This is a genomic window from Corynebacterium gottingense (genome assembly GCF_002285125.1).
Lineage (GTDB): Bacteria > Actinomycetota > Actinomycetes > Mycobacteriales > Mycobacteriaceae > Corynebacterium > Corynebacterium gottingense.
Window position 1 is genome coordinate 61,240 of sequence record NZ_NSGN01000009.1, and the last position, 16,865, is coordinate 78,104.

The 16,865-nt window shown below is 69.6% G+C and carries 20 protein-coding genes; 12 read left to right on the forward strand and 8 right to left on the reverse strand.

Annotated features, from left to right (window positions below):
• Window positions 1-46 precede the first annotated feature (46 nt).
• From CKJ82_RS09300 to CKJ82_RS09315, 4 genes are read left to right on the forward strand one after another with little or no spacing between them, the layout of a single operon-like run.
• Window positions 47-424 (forward strand): hypothetical protein, encoded by a 378-nt coding sequence (locus CKJ82_RS09300; protein ID WP_095537902.1) that lies wholly within the window; start codon window positions 47-49, stop codon window positions 422-424.
• A complete protein-coding gene (locus CKJ82_RS09305; RefSeq protein ID WP_095537903.1) occupies window positions 425-1,696 on the forward strand; it encodes an alpha,alpha-trehalose-phosphate synthase (UDP-forming) in 1,272 nt (423 codons plus the stop codon).
• Window positions 1,693-2,136, forward strand: coding sequence for a hypothetical protein (locus tag CKJ82_RS09310; protein ID WP_095537904.1), 444 nt, complete (start codon window positions 1,693-1,695; stop codon window positions 2,134-2,136). The genes CKJ82_RS09305 and CKJ82_RS09310 overlap by 4 nt, the downstream gene beginning before the upstream one ends.
• Complete coding sequence (locus tag CKJ82_RS09315; RefSeq protein ID WP_095537905.1) at window positions 2,133-2,876, forward strand: trehalose-phosphatase; 744 nt, start codon at window positions 2,133-2,135, stop codon at window positions 2,874-2,876. The genes CKJ82_RS09310 and CKJ82_RS09315 overlap by 4 nt, the downstream gene beginning before the upstream one ends.
• On the opposite strand, the gene CKJ82_RS09320 is transcribed toward CKJ82_RS09315, so the two are convergent.
• Window positions 2,821-3,837, reverse strand: a complete 1,017-nt coding sequence (locus CKJ82_RS09320) for a LacI family DNA-binding transcriptional regulator (RefSeq protein WP_095536273.1) — start codon at window positions 3,835-3,837, stop codon at window positions 2,821-2,823. The genes CKJ82_RS09315 and CKJ82_RS09320 overlap by 56 nt on opposite strands.
• Before the next feature lie 83 nt (window positions 3,838-3,920).
• Here CKJ82_RS09320 and CKJ82_RS09325 point away from each other — a divergent pair, with 83 nt between their 5' ends.
• From CKJ82_RS09325 to CKJ82_RS09335, 3 genes are read left to right on the forward strand one after another with little or no spacing between them, the layout of a single operon-like run.
• Window positions 3,921-4,823: a metal ABC transporter solute-binding protein, Zn/Mn family gene (locus CKJ82_RS09325; RefSeq protein ID WP_240510746.1), complete on the forward strand. Its 903-nt coding sequence runs from the start codon at window positions 3,921-3,923 to the stop codon at window positions 4,821-4,823.
• The gene (locus tag CKJ82_RS09330; protein WP_095537907.1) at window positions 4,807-5,457 is read left to right on the forward strand and encodes a metal ABC transporter ATP-binding protein; all 651 of its coding nucleotides are present in this window, start codon (window positions 4,807-4,809) and stop codon (window positions 5,455-5,457) included. The genes CKJ82_RS09325 and CKJ82_RS09330 overlap by 17 nt, the downstream gene beginning before the upstream one ends.
• Window positions 5,457-6,326, forward strand: a complete 870-nt coding sequence (locus CKJ82_RS09335; RefSeq protein WP_095537908.1) for a metal ABC transporter permease — start codon at window positions 5,457-5,459, stop codon at window positions 6,324-6,326. The genes CKJ82_RS09330 and CKJ82_RS09335 overlap by 1 nt, the downstream gene beginning before the upstream one ends.
• Here the strand turns inward: CKJ82_RS09335 and rlmB are convergent.
• Genes rlmB through CKJ82_RS09360 form a run of 5 tightly spaced genes read right to left on the reverse strand, consistent with a single transcriptional unit; the run spans window position 6,289 to window position 10,446 of the window.
• Window positions 6,289-7,221, reverse strand: a complete 933-nt coding sequence (rlmB, locus tag CKJ82_RS09340) for a 23S rRNA (guanosine(2251)-2'-O)-methyltransferase RlmB (protein WP_095537909.1) — start codon at window positions 7,219-7,221, stop codon at window positions 6,289-6,291. The two genes, CKJ82_RS09335 and rlmB, sit on opposite strands and share 38 nt — an antisense overlap.
• Window positions 7,222-7,229: 8 nt before the next feature.
• On the reverse strand, window positions 7,230-8,624 hold the full coding sequence (gene cysS / locus CKJ82_RS09345; RefSeq protein ID WP_095537910.1) for a cysteine--tRNA ligase: 1,395 nt from the start codon (window positions 8,622-8,624) through the stop codon (window positions 7,230-7,232).
• A 5-nt stretch (window positions 8,625-8,629) separates the two neighbouring features.
• Window positions 8,630-9,115: a 2-C-methyl-D-erythritol 2,4-cyclodiphosphate synthase gene (gene ispF, locus CKJ82_RS09350; protein ID WP_095537911.1), complete on the reverse strand. Its 486-nt coding sequence runs from the start codon at window positions 9,113-9,115 to the stop codon at window positions 8,630-8,632.
• A gap of 10 nt (window positions 9,116-9,125) precedes the next feature.
• The gene (gene ispD, locus CKJ82_RS09355) at window positions 9,126-9,857 is read right to left on the reverse strand and encodes a 2-C-methyl-D-erythritol 4-phosphate cytidylyltransferase (RefSeq protein ID WP_095537912.1); all 732 of its coding nucleotides are present in this window, start codon (window positions 9,855-9,857) and stop codon (window positions 9,126-9,128) included.
• Window positions 9,858-9,861: 4 nt separating this feature from the next.
• Window positions 9,862-10,446, reverse strand: coding sequence for a CarD family transcriptional regulator (locus tag CKJ82_RS09360; RefSeq protein ID WP_095278725.1), 585 nt, complete (start codon window positions 10,444-10,446; stop codon window positions 9,862-9,864).
• A gap of 218 nt (window positions 10,447-10,664) precedes the next feature.
• Between CKJ82_RS09360 and CKJ82_RS09365 the strand changes: the two genes are divergently transcribed.
• On the forward strand, window positions 10,665-11,207 hold the full coding sequence (locus CKJ82_RS09365; protein ID WP_095537913.1) for a hypothetical protein: 543 nt from the start codon (window positions 10,665-10,667) through the stop codon (window positions 11,205-11,207).
• Entirely contained in the window at window positions 11,200-12,549 is a 1,350-nt protein-coding gene (gene radA, locus CKJ82_RS09370) for a DNA repair protein RadA (RefSeq protein WP_095537914.1), read from the forward strand. Before CKJ82_RS09365 ends, radA begins: the two co-directional genes overlap by 8 nt.
• On the opposite strand, the gene CKJ82_RS09375 is transcribed toward radA, so the two are convergent.
• Both CKJ82_RS09375 and CKJ82_RS09380 read right to left on the reverse strand, forming a co-directional pair.
• Window positions 12,542-13,270, reverse strand: a complete 729-nt coding sequence (locus CKJ82_RS09375; RefSeq protein WP_095536283.1) for a hypothetical protein — start codon at window positions 13,268-13,270, stop codon at window positions 12,542-12,544. The two genes, radA and CKJ82_RS09375, sit on opposite strands and share 8 nt — an antisense overlap.
• 9 nt (window positions 13,271-13,279) lie before the next feature.
• Complete coding sequence (locus CKJ82_RS09380; RefSeq protein WP_095537915.1) at window positions 13,280-13,909, reverse strand: carbonic anhydrase; 630 nt, start codon at window positions 13,907-13,909, stop codon at window positions 13,280-13,282.
• 21 nt (window positions 13,910-13,930) lie between these two features.
• Here CKJ82_RS09380 and CKJ82_RS09385 point away from each other — a divergent pair, with 21 nt between their 5' ends.
• The 3 genes from CKJ82_RS09385 to CKJ82_RS09395 are packed head-to-tail and all read left to right on the forward strand — an operon-like array spanning window position 13,931 to window position 16,859.
• Window positions 13,931-14,770 (forward strand): iron-sulfur binding domain-containing protein, encoded by an 840-nt coding sequence (locus CKJ82_RS09385; protein ID WP_240510747.1) that lies wholly within the window; start codon window positions 13,931-13,933, stop codon window positions 14,768-14,770.
• A 15-nt stretch (window positions 14,771-14,785) separates the two neighbouring features.
• Complete coding sequence (gene zupT, locus CKJ82_RS09390; RefSeq protein ID WP_095537917.1) at window positions 14,786-15,538, forward strand: zinc transporter ZupT; 753 nt, start codon at window positions 14,786-14,788, stop codon at window positions 15,536-15,538.
• Between the two features lie 10 nt (window positions 15,539-15,548).
• On the forward strand, window positions 15,549-16,859 hold the full coding sequence (locus tag CKJ82_RS09395) for a lipase family protein (protein ID WP_095537918.1): 1,311 nt from the start codon (window positions 15,549-15,551) through the stop codon (window positions 16,857-16,859).
• Window positions 16,860-16,865 lie beyond the last annotated feature (6 nt).

Genomic DNA, 16,865 nt, shown 5'->3' on the forward strand with positions numbered 1-16,865 from the left:
AGAATCGCCGTTTGAGATTTGCGTTTCGTACAAGGAGGAACCTGTAGTGCCACCGAAGATCACCGACTCCCGCCCCTCTCCCGAGGCCATCAATGAGATGGAGGAGCAGACCGCTTCCGGCGCCCGGCGAATCGTGGCAACGTACGCCGAAGATTTCTTCGACGGAGTAACCCTGATGTCCATGCTCGGCGTGGAACCGAAGGGCTTCAACTACAAGAAATACGCCGAGGAGGTCCTGGGCGACCCGGAGGACGAGGAAGACTCCAAGTCCGCCAAGAAGGCGACGAAGAAGAAGTCGTCCAAGAAGGCCTCGAAGAAGAAAGCCTCGAAGAAGAAGGCGTCGAAGAAGAAGGCCACCAAGAAAAAGGCGACCAAGAAGAAGGCGTCGAAGAAGAAGTCCACAAAGAAAGCAAAGAAGTCCTAGGTGAACGACTTCGTCGTAGTAGCCAACCGCCTGCCCGTGGACCGGGTGGGCGACTCCTGGCAGGCCTCCCCGGGCGGCCTGGTCGCCGCGCTCGCGCCGGTGCTGCGCGCTCGCTCGGGCTGCTGGGTCGGCTGGCCCGGCGAGACGGACACCCACCTCGAGCCGTTCCACGCCGACGGCATCGACCTGGTCCCCGTGGCGCTGGACGCGCAGGACTACACCGACTTCTACGAGGGGTTTTCCAACTCCACCCTGTGGCCGCTCTACCACGACCTCATCGTTGCGCCGCAGTACAACGAGCAGTGGTGGGACCGCTACGTAGCGGTCAACGAGCGCTTTGCGGCCGCGGTCTCCGCTGTCGCCGCCGAGGGCGCCACCGTGTGGGTGCAGGACTACCAGCTGCAGCTCGTCCCCGGCCTGCTCAAGCGGGAGCGCCCGGACCTGCGCATCGGGTTCTTCCTCCACATCCCGTTCCCCTCCCCCGATCTGTTCCGCCAGCTGCCGTGGCGCGAGCCCATCCTGCGCTCGCTGTCGGCCTGCGACCTCATCGGCTTCCAGCGGGCCGCCGACGAGTCGAACTTCCGGGGGCTCCTCGAGCTTATCGACGCCACCGCGGTGCGCACCGGGACGTTCCCGATCAGTATTGATGCGTCGATAGTCGCCCCCGGCGACCCCGCGCCCGTCCGCGAGCTGGTGGGAAACCCGACGCTGCTCATGCTCGGCGTGGACCGGATGGACTACACCAAGGGGATCCTGCAGCGGCTCCTGGCGTTCGAGCAATTCCTGGAGCGCGGCGGCGAGGCAACCCTGATCCAGCTGGCCACGCCGTCGCGCGAGCGCATCGACCACTACCGGCGCACCCGCCGCGAGGTGGAAGAGGCCGTGGGGCGCATCAACGGGCGCTTCGGCCGCATCGGCCGGCCCGTGATTCACTACGTGCACCACGGCGTGCCCAAAGACCAGCTCGGCGCGTACTACGCCGCCGCCGACATGATGCTGGTCACCCCGTTCAAGGACGGGATGAACCTGGTGGCCAAGGAGTACGTGGCCTGCCACCCGGACGGCAGCGGCGCGCTCGTTCTGTCCGAGTTCGCCGGCGCCGCCGTGGAGCTCCACCAGGCGTACCTGTGCAACCCGTTCGACGTGTCCTCCATCGTCCGCGCGATGGAGGACGCCGCCCAGCCCGACCCGCAGCGGATGCGCGCGATGCACGACTGGGTGACCACCCACGACGTCGCCGCCTGGGCCGCATCCTTCCTGGAGGCGCTATGAACCGCTTACTCGCACTCGGCCTGACCGCCGCGCTCGGCCTCCCGCTGGCGGCGTGCGGCGGTGAGCAGACCTGGCAGGTCGTCGCCGTACACACCGATCCCGCCGAGCCCGGGGCGCTGCTTGCCGACGCCGCGGGGCTGGCCAACTTCACCATCACCGATTCCTCCCTCACCGGCACCACGGCGTGCGCGGACCTGGACGCGGCCATCACCACGGAGGACGACGCGTTCACCGTAGACAGCGTCGAGGTGGGCGACGCCGCCGACTGCGACGGCGGGGCGCGCCACGTCCACGAGCAGCTGACCAGCATTATCGTGCCCGGCGCGCGCTTCCGCGTGGATCACCTCACCGATTCCGAGATGGTGTTCACAGCGACGAGTGACGGCCCCGAGGGCGAGAGAGTGGTGGACCCGCCGAGCATCCGGCTGATGGCACTGTGAGAGCCGCCATCGAGCGGGCGGCGCTCGCGAAGTCTCTGCTGGTCTGCCTGGATTTCGACGGCACACTCGCCGAGTTCAACGCGGACCCCTACGCGGTGGCCCCGCACCCGGCCGCGGTGGACGCCCTCCGCACCCTCGCCGCGCTGCCGCGCACGCAGGTTGCCATCCTCTCTGGCCGGCACCTCGACGGCCTGCGCCGGGTGCTGCCGGAGATTGCGGGCAACGTCGTCCTCGCCGGGTCCCACGGCGCGGAGCCCGGCCCGGAACTTTCCAGCGACGACGCCGCCTACCTCGACCGCATCGGGGCGGCGCTCGAGCGCATCGCCGCCGCCCCCGCGTACGTGGAGGTCAAGCCGTACCAGCGCGTGCTGCACGTCGCGCCGATCGCGGGCACCCCTGACGCGGAGCGTATGCTCGCCGCCGCGCGCTCCCTGGACACGGGCGGGCGCCCCGTGACGCCGGGGCACAACGTGGTCGAGTTCTCCGCGGTGGAGATCACCAAGGGCACCTGGCTTTCCCAGCACAAGCGCGAGTTTGGCGCGACGCTCTTTGCCGGCGACGACACCACGGACGAGACCGCGCTGCGCGTCCTGGATCCCCGCCACGACGTGGGGATTAAGGTCGGCGATCAACCGAGCGTGGCCGCGCACCGGGTCGCCGACGTGCCCGCGATGGCGCAGGTGCTCAGCGAGCTGGCTCGCGCACGGTCCGCCCGGGCAGGTACTGCGTCGGCAGAATGATGCGCTCCTGGCGCTGCGGCCGCCCGTTCATTGCGGCGCGCAGCAGCATCGCCGCCGTCTCCCCCTTGCGCTGCGTGGGCTGCGCGACGGTGGACAGGCCGTCCACGCCGATGCCGTCGAAGCCGGTCACGGACAGCTCCTCCGGCACGCGCCGCCGCCCGCGGCAGTACTCGAGCACCCCGAGCGCCATCGAGTCGGTGGTGCACAGGATCGCGGTGAGGTCCGGGTGGGCCTCGAGGAGCTCGCGCGCGCCGTCGGCGGCAGAATCCACGTCGTTGAGGTCGCGCGCGACCACCGGCACGTCCGCGATCCCCGCCGCCGCGAACACGTCCAGCGCCCCGCGCACCCGGGCGCGCTGCACGTGCAGGTCTGCCGCCTCCAGCTCCTCCGGCGTCACCGGCCCGTTCTTCGGCGCGCTGAACAGGCGCTTGGTCAGGATCCCCACGCGCGTGTGCCCGGCGCGCACCAGGTCCTCGGCGGCCGGGGCGATCGCGGCGGCGTCGTCGATGCCCACATACGGCACGCCGGGGACGTCGACGGGCTGATCGCAGATGATGAGGGGGAGGTCGCGCGAGTGGGCGTCGATAAGCATCTGCGCCTGGGCCGGAACCGAGTAGATGATGTAGCCGTCCACGATGGCATCGTGCACGCTCACGCCGGTCGGGATGAGGGTGAGCGAGTAATCGCTCCGCTTAGCGACGCCCGCGAGGAAGTCCACCGACGCCCGGTCCTCAAAGGCGAACGAGAGCTGCTCGGTGAGTACGACCCCGATCGTGGCGGTGCGGCTGGTGCGCAGCGAGCGCGCGTGCGGGTTGGGGCCGGCGTATCCCTTCGCCTTGGCGTGGGCGAGGATGCGGCGGCGCAGCGCGGGCGAGAGCTGGTCGGGGTGGTTGTACGCGTTGGACACGGTGGTGCGCGAGACGCCGAGGTCGGCGGCGATGGAGGCGAGCGTCGCTGGCATACGGATATGCTACCTGCACCTTTCGCGCGGTCCCGGAACTGAATTTTTTGAAAAGCTTTTTCAGTAGTGGTTGGATGGGTGCCATGATGAAACGACTCGCCGCGACCGCGTTTGCACTCACACTCACCCTCACCGCCTGCGGCACGCAGGGCTCCGAAAGCTCCGGGGACGCCCCCACCGGCGCCACCGACGGAGCCGCGGCCGACGCAGCCGCCATGGTGGCCACCACCCAGGTGTGGGCCGACGTGGCCTCCGCCGTAACTGGCGACGAGGTGCCGGCGATCATCGACAACCCGTCGACCGACCCCCACGACTACGAGCCGACCGCCGCCGACCTGGCGGAGATCGCGCAGGCCAAGACCGTCGTGGCTAACGGCGGCGCCTACGACGCGGCCCTTTACAACGCCGCAAAGGGCAACCTCATCACCGCGCTCGAGCCGACCGAGGCGCACGACCACGAGCATGAGCACGAGCATGAGCACGGCGAGGAAGGCCACGACCACGAGCACGAGGGACACGACCACGCGCACGGCGAGGAGAATGAGCACATCTGGTACTCCACCGAGGCCATCCGCGACGTGGCGGAGCAGATCGGCGGCAACCCGATCGACGACAAGCTGGCCGGCATCGACGAGTCGCTCGCCGCGCTGCCCGAGGCGCACGTCATCCAGACCCACCCGATCGCCGACGCCATCGTGGAGGAGTCCGCGCTGGTGGACGACACCCCCGAGTCCTACCGCCACGCCACGCTCAACCACTCCGAGCCGTCCGCGGCCGCCGTGGCCGAGGCGCTCGAGGCGATCAAGGACGCTGACATCCTGATCAACAACTCCCAGTCCCCCAACGCCGTCTCCGAGCGCCTCGTCGCAGCGGCGAGGGAGGCCGGCGTGCCGGTCGTGGACATCACCGAGACCCCGCAGGACGGCAAGAACTTCTTCGACTACTTCCAGGAAGTCCTTGACCAGCTCAATGCTGCAGCTGCGTAGCGCCACCGTCGCGCCGCTGTGGCGCGACATCACGTGTGACCTCGCCGCCGGCGAATTCCTCGCCATCCTCGGCCCGAACGGCTCGGGCAAGTCGACGCTCCTGCGCGCCGCGCTCGGCACGCAGCGCCTCGACGCCGGCTCGATCACACTCGGCGGTCGCGTGGGCTACATCCCGCAGCAGCAGATGTTCCCCGCTCACCTCCCGGCGCGCGTGCGCGACCTCGTCTCGCTCGCCGGAGGCAACCCCGAGCAGTTGCTCGCCCACGTCGGCGCCCCCTCGCTTATCGACGCCCACGTCGGCCGCCTCTCCGGCGGCCAACAACAACTCGTACGCCAAGCCCAGGCCTTCGCGCAGGACCCCGAGATCATCCTCGCCGACGAGCCTTTCCTGTCCCTGGACGTGGCGCGCCAGCGCCAGACCATCGCCCGCTTCCAGGAATCGGGCGCCGCGGTCGCCATGGTCACGCACTCCATCGACCCGGTCATCGACGTCGTAGACAAGGTCCTCTACATTGGCCCCAACGGCCACGTCCTCGGCACCGCCGACGAGGTCCTCCAATCCGACGTCCTCTCCGAGCTCTACGGCGCGCCCGTCCAAGTCGTCCGCGCCGGAGGAAAGACAGTGATCATCTGATGTGGGACACCACCACGTACCTGCTCTCGCAGGACTTCGTCATCACCGCCCTTGTGGCGTGCGCCTTCCTCGGCGTGCTCTCCGGGGTGCTCGCACCCTTGATCGTGATGCGGCAGATGTCGTTTGCTGTGCACGCCACCTCCGAGCTCGCGCTCATGGGCGCCGCCGCAGCCCTGGTCCTCGGCTTCAACCTGTCGCTCGGGGCCGTGCTCGGCTCCATCGCCGCCGCCGTCGCGCTCGCGCTGCTCGGCTTCAAGGGCGGCAACGACTCCGCCGTCGGCGTGATCATGAGCTTTGGCATGGGCATCTCCGTGCTGTGCATTTACCTGTACCCAGGCAACTCCACCACCGCGATGTCCCTGCTCACCGGCCAGGTGGTTGGCGTGGCGCAGACGAGCGTCTGGGCACTGGCCATCACCACCGTCATCGTCGTGGCCGCGGTGGTGGCGTTGTGGCGCCCGCTGCTGTTCTCCTCGATCGACCCGGTCATGGCCGCCGCGACTGGCGTGCGCGTGCGCACCACGGCCACCGTCTTTGCCATCCTAGTCGGGTTGGCCGCGGCGAACAGCGTGCAGATCGTCGGCGTCCTGCTCGTCATGGCGCTGCTCATCACGCCCGGCGCGAGCGCCATCGCGGTCACCGCGAACCCGAAGCTAGCGGTCCTGCTCTCGGTCGTGTTCGCCGAGGTGTCCGCCGTCGGCGGCTTCATCCTCTCGCTCGCGCCAGGCCTGCCGGTCAGCGTGCTCGTCGCGTTCGTGTCCTTTGGCATTTACGTGGTCTGCCGAGGGATCGGGGCGCTGCAGGCGCGGCGGATTACAACGAGCTCAGCCCCTACTTCGCCGCGCGGCGCTGGCGGGCAAACTCGCTGAGCACTACCGACGCCGCGACCGAGGCGTTGAGCGATTCCACCCAGTCCGCGGTGGGGATGGACATGATCACGTCGCAGTTCTCGCGCACCAGGCGGGAGATCCCCTTGCCCTCGGAACCGACGACGATGACCACCGGATCGCAGGCGCCGTCGAAGGTGTCCAGCGTGTGCTCGCCGCCTGCGTCCAGGCCCACGACCATGTAGCCGTTGTCCTTGAACTCCTTGATAGTGCGGGTGAGGTTGGTCGCCTTCGCCACCGGCAGGCGCGCCGCGGTGCCGGCGGAGGTGCGCCAAGCCACGCCCGTAACCTGGGCGGAGCGGCGCTCCGGGATGATCACGCCGTCGCCGCCGAACGCCGCCACGGAGCGGATCACCGCGCCAAGGTTGCGCGGGTCCGTGATGTTGTCCAGCACCACGAACATGCCGTTGCCCTGCACCTGGCCCATCAGGTCGAAGACGTCGGCGTACTTGTACGGCTGGATCTTCAGGCCGATGCCCTGGTGCATACCGTTGCCGGTCATCTCGTCCAGGGTGCGCTTCGGCACCTCGGCGACCGGGATCCCGCGCGACTGCGACAGCGCCACCGCCTCGCTCAGCCGGTTGTCGTGGCCAGTGCCCTGCGCCACGTAGAGCGCCTCGGCCGGCACCCTGGCGTGCAGGCACTCGATGACCGGGTTGCGCCCCACCACCATGTCCGCCACCTCGCGCTCGTGGCGCCCCTGGTTGCGGCGCTGCTGCGCCTGCTTGCGCTTGTGGGCCGCGTGGTAGACGCGGTCCTCCGCCTTCGGCGTCGCGCCCTTGCCGCGCAGGCCGCGGCGGCGCTGGCCGCCCGAGCCCTTCGTGGCGCCCTTCTTGCTCGTCTTCTGCTTATCCGGACGCTGGTACGGCTTTGCCATCTCGTCTCCTACTCCTTGATCTGCCAGGTGGGGCCGTCGGCGGTGTCGGTGACCTCGATGCCCGCGGCGGCGAGGCGGTCGCGCACCTCGTCTGCAACCGCCCAGTTCTTCGCGGCGCGCGCCTCCGTCCGACGCTGAAGCTCCGCCTGCACAAGCGTGTCCAGGGCCTCGAGCGTGCGGTCAGTGTCGCCGCCTGCGTTTCCGCCAGCATTGTCCCACGCCACCGGGTCAACGCCCAACACGGCGGCCATCGCGCGCACCTGCGCCGCCAGCGCGGACGCCTGCTCGGCGTCGCCGGACGCGAGCGCGCTGTTGCCAGCCCGGACCGTGTTGTGGATTTCGGCGAGTGCTTTGGGGACGGAGAAATCGTCGTTAAGCGCTTGCTCGAACGCGGCAGTCCACGACGACGGTTCGGGCGAGCCCGCGCGGTGCGCGAAGTCCTCGATGCGGCGGTACCCGGCCGCGGCTTCCTGCAGGGCCTCCGGCGAGTACTCGAGCACGCTGCGGTAGTGCGCGCTGCCGAGGTAGTAGCGCAGCTCGACCGGGCGGACCGACTCGAGCATGTTGTCGATGGAGAGCACGTTGCCCAGCGACTTCGACATCTTCTCGCCGGCCATGGTCACCCAGTGGTTGTGCATCCAGAACTGCGCGAAGCCGTCGCCCGCGGCGTGGGACTGCGCCTGCTCGTTCTCGTGGTGCGGGAACTGCAGGTCAAGCCCGCCACCGTGGATGTCAAACTCGGCGCCCAGGTACCAGGTGGACATCGCCGAGCACTCCAGGTGCCAGCCCGGGCGGCCGTCGCCCCACGGGGTCGGCCAGCTCGGCTCGCCCGGCTTCGCCGCTTTCCACAGCGCGAAATCGAGCGGGCCGCGCTTACCGGCGCCCGTCTCGCTGCGCGCCATGTCCTCCGGCCGGTTTCCGGACAGCGAGCCGTAATCGGAGCCGTCGGCGGCGACCCAGGCGTCCACGTCGAAGTACACGGACCCGTCGGAGGCGTAGGCGAAGCCGCGGTCAATGAGCCGCTGCATGTACTCCACCATCTGCGTCACGTGGCCCGTGGCGCGCGGCTCCACCGACGGCGGCAAAACGCCAAGCGTGTTGTAGGCGCGGGTGAACTCGCGCTCGTAGGTGGACACCCACTCCCACCAGGGGCGGCCGTGTTCGGCGGCCTTGTTCAGGATCTTGTCATCAATATCGGTGACGTTGCGCGCGAACGCCACGTCCATGCCCTTCGCCGCAAACCAGCGCCGCACGATGTCAAATGCCACACCGGAGCGCAAGTGCCCGATGTGCGGCGCGGACTGCGGAGTCGCGCCGCACAGGTAGATCGAGACGTGCCCCTCGCGGAGGGGCGTGAAGTCTTGCAGCGTGCGGGTTTTGGTATCGAAGATGCGTTGAGTCACGCCTGCTAGCTTAGTTCAACCAGCGCCGTCGCAATCGCCGCCCTCCCCTGGCCCGCGCCGGTAAAGCCCATGTGGTCCGTCGTCGTCGCCGACACGGTTACGGGCGCGCCGAGCGCCTCGCCCAGGACCTGCTCGGCCTGCTCGCGCACCGGGCCCATCTTCGGGCTCTGCCCGATGAGCTGGGCAGAAGCATTAACGACGCTCACCCCTTCCCGCCCCAGCAACTCGCGCAACTCCCTGAGCAGCTCGGTGCCCTTCACGCCGTCGTACTCCGGGCGCCCCACGCCCACGAAGGAACCCAAGTCCCCCAGGCCCGCGGCCGAGAGCACGGCGTCCACGATCGCGTGCGCGACCACGTCGCCGTCAGAGTGCCCTTCGCAGCCGTCGACCCCCTCGTGCAGGATTCCCGCGATCCAGCACGGCTTGCCCTCCTGGATCTGGTGGGCGTCGAACGCGTTGCCCACGCGCAGCTTGGTCATCTGGTGTGTCATGCCCGCCACCTTACCGGGGCGACGGCGAGGCGCCCGGGATCTCAAAGACGGTGGGCTCGGCCTCGTCGGTGATGCTCGTGGCCAGGCGCAGATCGATCGGGGTGGTGATCTTGAACGCCATCGGGTCGCCTTGCACGGTGACGACGTCCGCGCCGAACCATTCCATCAGCGAGGCGTCGTCAGTAGCCACGAAGGACTGGGTGCCGCCGAAGTAGGCCTCGTTGGCCGCGCGGAGTGCGCGCAGGTCAAAGCCCTGCGGCGTCTGGACCGCGCGTAGACGCGAACGGTCCGGGGTGTCGACCACGGCGCCGGCGGCGTCGACCTCCTTGATCGTGTCCGCGACCGGGAGGACCGGAACGACCGCGTCCGCGCCGTCCAGCACGCGGCGGGTCACGCGCGCGATCATCCCCGGCGGGGTGAGGGCGCGGGCGGCGTCGTGGACGAGCACGCAGGCGTCGTCAAGCGGAATGGCCCGCAGCGCCGCGAAGATGGAGTCGGCGCGCTCTGCGCCGCCGTGGACAAAGCGCACCTCGTGGCCGCGCAGCGCGCGCCTGGCCACGTCCTCCATCGACGGGCTGACCACGACGTAGATCGCGTCGACGATCTCGGCGGTCTCCAGCGCGGTGACGGAGCGCTCGATCAGGCTGCGGCCGCGCAGCGGCACGTACGCTTTCGGCACCGCCGCCCCCAGGCGCGTGCCCTGACCCGCGGCCGCGACGACCGCGACGACCCGGCGCGACACGGCGCTACTTCTCGTCGTCGAAGGACAGGTCCCCGTAATCCAGGTCGTCCTCCTCGGCATCCTCCGGCTCCGGGGCGAAGGAGATGCCGGCCTTGACCTGCTCGTCGATGATCTTCTGGATGCCCTGCTCCAGCTCCGCGACCTTCTTCTCATCCACCGGCTCAGCCAGCGCGAGCTCGCCGACCAGGATGTGGCGCGCCTTGCCCAGCATGCGCTTTTCGCCCGCGGACAAGCCCTTGCCCTGGTCACGGCGCCAAAGATCGCGCACGACCTCCGCCACCTTATTAATGTCGCCCGAGGCGAGGCGCTCCTGGTTCGCCTTGTAGCGGCGGGACCAGTTGCCGGCCTCCTCCACGTCCTCCTCGCGCAGGACGGAGAAGACCTTCTGCAGGCCTTCCTCGTTGACCACGTCGCGCACACCGACCAGCTCGGTGTTCTTCACGGGCACGCGGACCTCCAGGTCGGATTGGAGGATTTGCAGCACGAGGTAATCCAGCTTCTCCCCGCCGATCTCGCGCTGTTCAATATCGGCGATCTTCGCCGCGCCGTGGTGCGGGTAGACCACAACTTCTCCGACCTTGAATTCCATGGCAGCTCCTTCAGACATCGTTGACCAACCCTACCACCGTAGCTTTCGGGTGCCTTGCTTCGCGGAGGGGGCGGGGAGCGTAGTCAAGCAAGCGCCCGTGAAAGGATCCGAAAGTTTACCCCCGGATGCCCCAGCTCCCCTGGGGCAGCCCGGGAAACTGGGAAAACTAGGACAGCTGGGACTAAGGTAAGGCGGAGAAATCTACGCGCACTATTACGATGGAGGACACCCACGTGAAGTCCCTGAAGCCGGTTGCCGCTCTGGTGGCCGCGTCCGCATTGGCACTGTCCGGCTGCTCCGCCGGTCAGATCACCCAGACCTCCGACCAGGTCGCCGCCGTCGACGGCGCTACCGCCTTCACCGACAACCGGGAGGTTTCCGTCCAGGACGCCACCGTCATCCTGCAGGAAAACGGCCAGGCCGCGGTGAAGTTCACCGCCACCAACCAGGACACCGCGATGAAGGACCACACCCTGCGGTCCGTGAAGGTCAACGGCACGCCGGCGAACGTCCAGGGCGCGGAGCCGATCGGGTACAACTGCGTGCTCGTCGCTGACGCCGCCGAGAGCCTGACCAACGTGCCGCAGTCCGAGGACGCGTGCATCCAGTACGTGCCCACCACCGTGGCCAACGACGACTTCGCGTACGGCGGCACCGTGCCGGTCGAGTTCGACTTTGACAGCGGCTCCGTGACCGTGGACGCGACCGTGTCCGCGCCGCTGCTGGAGTCCGGCCAGGTGGAGCGCGAGGCAGATCGCTAAAAAACCGCGCAGCGTCCACACCTGCACCGAGTGTGGATACACTGCACCGAAGTGGCTCGGGCGCTGCCCCGAGTGCGGGTCGTGGGGGACCCTGCAGGAACAAACACCCGTCGCCACCAGCTCCGCGCTGACGCCCACGTCTTCAGCGGAGCCCATCACGCTTATCGACGCCACGTCGACCCACACCATCGCCTCCGGCATCACCGAGCTCGACCGGGTGCTGGGCAGCGGCGTCGTCCCCGGCTCCGTGGTCCTCATGGCCGGCGAGCCGGGCGTGGGCAAGTCCACGCTCCTGCTGGAGGTCGCGTCGCGCTGGGCCGCCCAGGGGCGCAACACGCTGTACGTCACCGCCGAGGAATCGGCCGGCCAGGTGCGGGGGCGCGCCGAGCGCACTGGGGCCCTGCACGACAGCCTCTACCTGGCGGCGGAATCCAACCTGGACGTAGTGTTCGGGCACGTCGAGCAGGTGAAGCCGTCGCTGCTCATCGTCGACTCCGTGCAAACCATGCAGGCCAGCGGCGTCGAAGGCGTCGCGGGCGGGGTGGCGCAATCGCGCGCGGTGACGGCCGCGCTGACCAGCCTGGCAAAGCGGACCAACTTGCCCGTGCTGCTGGTGGGGCACGTGACCAAGGACGGCAACGTCGCCGGCCCGCGCGTGCTGGAGCACCTGGTGGACGTGGTGCTGAACTTTGAGGGCGACCGCCACTCCACGCTGCGCATGCTGCGCGGCATCAAGAACCGGTTCGGGGCAACCGATGAGGTCGGCTGCTTCGAGCAGACCGCCGACGGCATCCGGGAGGTGCCAGACCCGTCCGGCTTGTTCCTCTCGCACCGGGGGAAGACGCCGGACGGGTCCGCGGTGACGGTGGCGATGGACGGCGTGCGCCCCATGCTCGCCGAGGTCCAAGCGCTGACCGTCGACCCCGTGAATAAGAACCCGCGGCGCGTCGTTACCGGCCTGGACTTCAACCGGGTGCCCATGGTGCTCGCGGTCCTGCAGGCGCGCTGCGGCCAGCGCACCAACGACAAGGACGCGTACGTGGCCACCGTCGGCGGGGTGCGCATCACCGAGACCGCCACCGACCTGGCCGTGGCACTGGCCACCTGGTCGAGCCTGCACGAGACTCCCCTGCCACCGAAGACGGTGGTGATCGGCGAGGTCGGGCTCGCCGGCGAGCTGCGCCGCGTCCCCAGCCTGCAGCGGCGCCTGCAGGAGGCGGCGCGGCTGGGCTACGAGCGCGCGATCGTGCCCGCCGGCGGCGACGCGGACGCGCCTGGCATGGACATCACGCGGGTGTCCACGCTCGGCGCGGCGATCGCCGCCGTCTCCCCCGCTAAGTGATGTTAAACGGCGCCGGGTCGGAGGCGTTATCGCCGATCACGGCGTGCAGGAAGTAGGACCCGGCCGGCACCGGCTGGCGGTTCTCGCACGCCTCCGGCGCGGACCCGGTGGCGGACCAGCGCGCCTCGAACCCGCGGGTCGCGCCCGGAGCGAACGTCTGCATCCCGCCGACGACGGGCTCGTAGCAGTCCGTGTCCGCCCAGACGCGCTCGTTGGTGCCCATCGCGTACACCTCGAAGCGCAGCTTCGCCTCGTCGAGGTTGATGTTGCAGTCCACGTCGGTGGGGTTGCGCACCTCCATGTACAGCACCGGCTCCGTGCCCGCCGGGTAGGACGGCTGGTTCGTCGTCGCCGTGATCTGCAAGTCCTTCAGCGAGCACTCGCCCGGGTTCGCGGGCGCGGCAGCGACGCTCGGCTCGGAAGACGCTGTCTCGCTGGCAGAGCTGGCAGCGCTCGTGCCGGATTCTTCACCGACGACGGTCTCGGTCGGCTCCGCCTTCGGCTTCTCCTCGCTGGGGCTCGGGCTGGCGGTCGCCTCGACCGAGCTGCTCGCCGTGTCGGCGCCATCGCCGCCGGAGCGCGCCACCGCGGACAGGCCCCACACGATCAGCCCGACGAGGACCAGGAGCGCCACGAGGACGACCACGCGGCGTCGCATGTAGATCTCGGGCGGAAGCGGACGCTTCGGCGGGCGCTGGTCGGTGGGGCGCTGGTAAGTCATGCCTTTACCTTAGCCACCGAAGTTCTCGTACACGGTCTCGACGCGGCCGTCCTCCAGGCGGTAGCGCGCGCCGACCAGGCCCGCGGTGCCGTCGTCAATGCCCTTGCGCAGCGACGGGATCCGGTCGAGGAGGTGCGTTGCGGTGACGCGGGCGTGGGTGCGCTCGATTTCCGACGAATCCACGGGGCCGTCCGCCTGCGCGGTCAGCACGGAGGGAGCGATCTTCTCCACGAACACGCGGGTCAGGCCCGTGGGTAGCTTCGCACTGTTCACGCCCTGGATCGCGGCGCCGACTGCGCCGCAGCGCTCGTGCGACAGGAACAGGACCAGCGAGACGCCGAGGTCCTGCACCGCGAAGTCAACGGAGCCGGCGACGGAGGAGTCGATGCAACCGCCCGCGTTGCGGATGACAAAGACGTCGCCGAAGCCGGCGTCGAGCAGCAGCTCGACCGGCACGCGCGAGTCGGAGCAGGCGATGACGGCCGCGACCGGGTTCTGGCCCGCGGTGAGCGACTGGCGGCGGGCCGTGTCGCGGTTCGGCGCCAGCGTCTCGTCGGTGGCGAAGCGCTCGTTGCCCTCCTTGAGCGCGGCCCAGACGTCGGTCGGAGTGGATGGGGTGGCTGTCGTTTGTTCAGTCATGTGCCTATTCTGTCACTCATCGTGGATGAATCGAAGCAATATGAACATTTAATCGCCTGGTACGAGGCCAACGCGCGCGACCTGCCGTGGCGCGCCCCCGGAACCACCGCCTGGGGCGTGCTGCTTTCCGAGGTCATGAGCCACCAGACCCAGGTCGACCGCGTCGCCCCGATCTGGCAGGAGTGGATCGCGCGCTGGCCCACCCCGCACGCCTTCGCGCAGGCGGGGGCGGACGAGGTGCTGCGCGCCTGGGGCAACCTGGGGTACCCGCGGCGGGCGCTGCGGTTGCTGGAGTGCGCGCGGGTGATCGTCGATAAGCATGGCGGCGACGTGCCGGCGGACGTGGACGCGCTGCTCGCGCTGCCCGGCATCGGCGACTACACCGCGGGCGCCGTGGCCAACTTCGCGTACGGGCGCGACGTGCCGGTGGTGGACACCAACGTGCGGCGCGTGCACGCGCGGGCGGTGCGCGGCGAGGCGACCGCGAAGCCGTCGAAGCGCGAGCTCACCGAGATCCCGCACGGGCCGCGGCTGTCGGTCGCGCTCATGGAGCTCGGGGCGCTCGTGTGCACCGCCCGCGACCCGCGCTGCGGCGAATGCCCGGTCGTCGACTGCGCGTGGCTCGCCGCCGGGAAGCCGCCGGCCGCGGAGAAGCCGCGCTCGCAGAAGTTCGCGGGCACCGACCGCCAGGTGCGCGGCAAAATCATGCGCCTGCTGCGCGAATCGACCGAGCCCGTGGAGCAATCGCTTATCGACGCCACGTGGCACCACCCCGCGCAAACCCACCGCGCCCTCTTCTCGCTGCTCGACGACGGGCTCGCGGTGCAGGACGAGGACGGTCGCTTCCGCCTGCCGCGGTAGCGCTATATTCGAGCCATGTTCGCAACCGCCTTTGCCATCTCGATGCTCGCCGGCCTGTCCACGGGCCTCGGCGGCGTCATCGTCGCGCTGAAAGGCGACATCGGCGACCGCTTCCTCGCAGGCTCGCTCGGGTTCTCCGCGGGCGTCATGGTCTACATCTCGCTCGTGGAGCTGCTGCCGGAGGCGATGGACTCGCTGCGCAGCGGCTGGACCGCGATCGCGGCGTTCTTCGCGGGCGTGGCCCTCATCGCCGTGATCGACCGGCTCGTCCCGGACGACATCAACCCGCACGAGCCGGAGACGTCGGGCGCGACCGGCGCGCTGCGCCGCGCGGGCGTGCTCACCGCCATCGCCATCGCGCTGCACAACTTCCCCGAGGGCTTCGCCACCTTCATGGCCGCCTACACCGACCCCGTTCTCGCCGTCCCGATCGCCATCGCCATCGCGCTGCACAACATCCCGGAGGGCGTCGCCGTTGCCGTGCCCCTGTCGCGCGGGACCGGCAACCGGTGGCGCGCCGCCGGCTGGGCCACCCTGTCCGGCCTGGCGGAGCCGCTCGGCGCGCTCGTCGGCTTCGCGCTCATCGCCCCGTTCATGGGCCCACAGACAATGGGGCTGTCGTACGCCGCCGTGGCGGGGATCATGGTGTTCATTAGCATCGACAAGCTGATGCCCAGCGCGATCCAGACCGGCCACCACCACACGTCCGTCTACTGGATGATGGGCGGAATGGGGTTAATGGCTGCCAGCCTGCTCATGTTGGCCTAGCATCAGCCTGGTGAAGACCACTACATTCATCGTTCCGACCGCGGCCGTGGCGCTGGTGTGCGCGGGGAGTCCGGTGGCGGGGGCGTCGATAAGCGAACCGCCCGGCACACTCCTGAGCACCGCCGACGTGCCGGCCAGCGACGGCCAGCGCATCCGCTACACCACCCAGAACGAGGCCGGCGAGACCGTCGAAGTCTCCGGCGCGCTCTACGACACGCCCAACGCCCGCGGCCTCATCGCCGTCGCCCCCGGCACGCGCGGCATGGCGGACCACTGCGCGCCGTCGGCGGGCGAGGCGATGCTCTCGTCCATCAAGGACGGCTCGATCGGCATCAACTACGAGGCGCCCATCGTGGGCACGCTCATCGACGCCGGCTACCGCGTCGTGGTCACCGACTACATCGGCCTCGGCACCCCCGGCACCCACACGTACCTCAACCGAATCGAGCAGGGCCACGCGCTTATCGACGCCGCCCGCGCCACCGCCCACGACGACGAAGCCATCGCGTTTTGGGGCTACTCCCAGGGCGGGGGCGCCTCCGCCGCAGCCGCCGAACTGGTCGCCGGCTACGCGCCCGAGCTCGACGTGCGCGCCACCTTCGCCGGCGCGCCACCCGCCGACCCGCTGGCCGTGATGGAGCAGGGCAGCACCGGGATGCTCGAAACCGTCGTGGGCTACTCCACGATCAGCTACGCGTCGACCTACCCCGACTTCCGCGAGGCGCTCGAGGAGCACCTCACCGACGAGGGCCGCCGCTGGTTCGCCGCGCTGGAGAAGTCCTGCATCACCGACCCGCCGATCCCCCACGGCGACCTGTTCGAGGACGGCGAGACGCTCACCGAGCTCGTGCTCACCGACGACCGCTTCATCCGCACTCTCAACCACAACAAACTCGGTACCGTCCCCGTCAGCGCGCCGATCATGGTGATGACCAACCCGGACGACGACCTCGTGCCCGAGCCGCAAGCCACGCAGCTGGCGCGCGACTACAAGGCGCTCGGCTCCGACGTGGAGTACCGCCTCCTGTCGGTCCCCGGCACGAAGACGGCGCCGCTGTCCTCCGGCAGCTCGCTCGCGCCTTTCGACGACGCCGACGCCCTCACCCGATTGAGCTCCTACCCCATCTCCAACATTCCGGTCGCGGGCCACGCCGCCCCGATCGTGCTCAACGCCGGCGACGCCCTGGCGTGGCTCGCCGACTACATGCCGCCGAAAAAAATCGACGCCACCCGCGTTGCGGTGACGTCGATTTTGGCGGTGCTCGCGGTCCTTGCGGGCGTCGGCTCCGTGCTGGCGCCGAGCCTGCGCGGACTGGCTTAGCCCGGC

Coding starts and splice junctions, on each gene's coding strand:
- CKJ82_RS09310 (WP_095537904.1), top strand. CDS start 1,693: ATGAACCGCTTACTCGCACTCGGCCTGACCGCCGCGCTCGGCCTCCCG.
- CKJ82_RS09320 (WP_095536273.1), bottom strand. CDS start 3,837: ATGCCAGCGACGCTCGCCTCCATCGCCGCCGACCTCGGCGTCTCGCGC.
- CKJ82_RS09325 (WP_240510746.1), top strand. CDS start 3,921: ATGATGAAACGACTCGCCGCGACCGCGTTTGCACTCACACTCACCCTC.
- CKJ82_RS09330 (WP_095537907.1), top strand. CDS start 4,807: ATGCTGCAGCTGCGTAGCGCCACCGTCGCGCCGCTGTGGCGCGACATC.
- CKJ82_RS09335 (WP_095537908.1), top strand. CDS start 5,457: ATGTGGGACACCACCACGTACCTGCTCTCGCAGGACTTCGTCATCACC.
- rlmB (WP_095537909.1), bottom strand. CDS start 7,221: ATGGCAAAGCCGTACCAGCGTCCGGATAAGCAGAAGACGAGCAAGAAG.
- ispF (WP_095537911.1), bottom strand. CDS start 9,115: ATGACACACCAGATGACCAAGCTGCGCGTGGGCAACGCGTTCGACGCC.
- CKJ82_RS09360 (WP_095278725.1), bottom strand. CDS start 10,446: ATGGAATTCAAGGTCGGAGAAGTTGTGGTCTACCCGCACCACGGCGCG.
- CKJ82_RS09365 (WP_095537913.1), top strand. CDS start 10,665: ATGGAGGACACCCACGTGAAGTCCCTGAAGCCGGTTGCCGCTCTGGTG.
- CKJ82_RS09375 (WP_095536283.1), bottom strand. CDS start 13,270: ATGACTTACCAGCGCCCCACCGACCAGCGCCCGCCGAAGCGTCCGCTT.
- CKJ82_RS09380 (WP_095537915.1), bottom strand. CDS start 13,909: ATGACTGAACAAACGACAGCCACCCCATCCACTCCGACCGACGTCTGG.
- zupT (WP_095537917.1), top strand. CDS start 14,786: ATGTTCGCAACCGCCTTTGCCATCTCGATGCTCGCCGGCCTGTCCACG.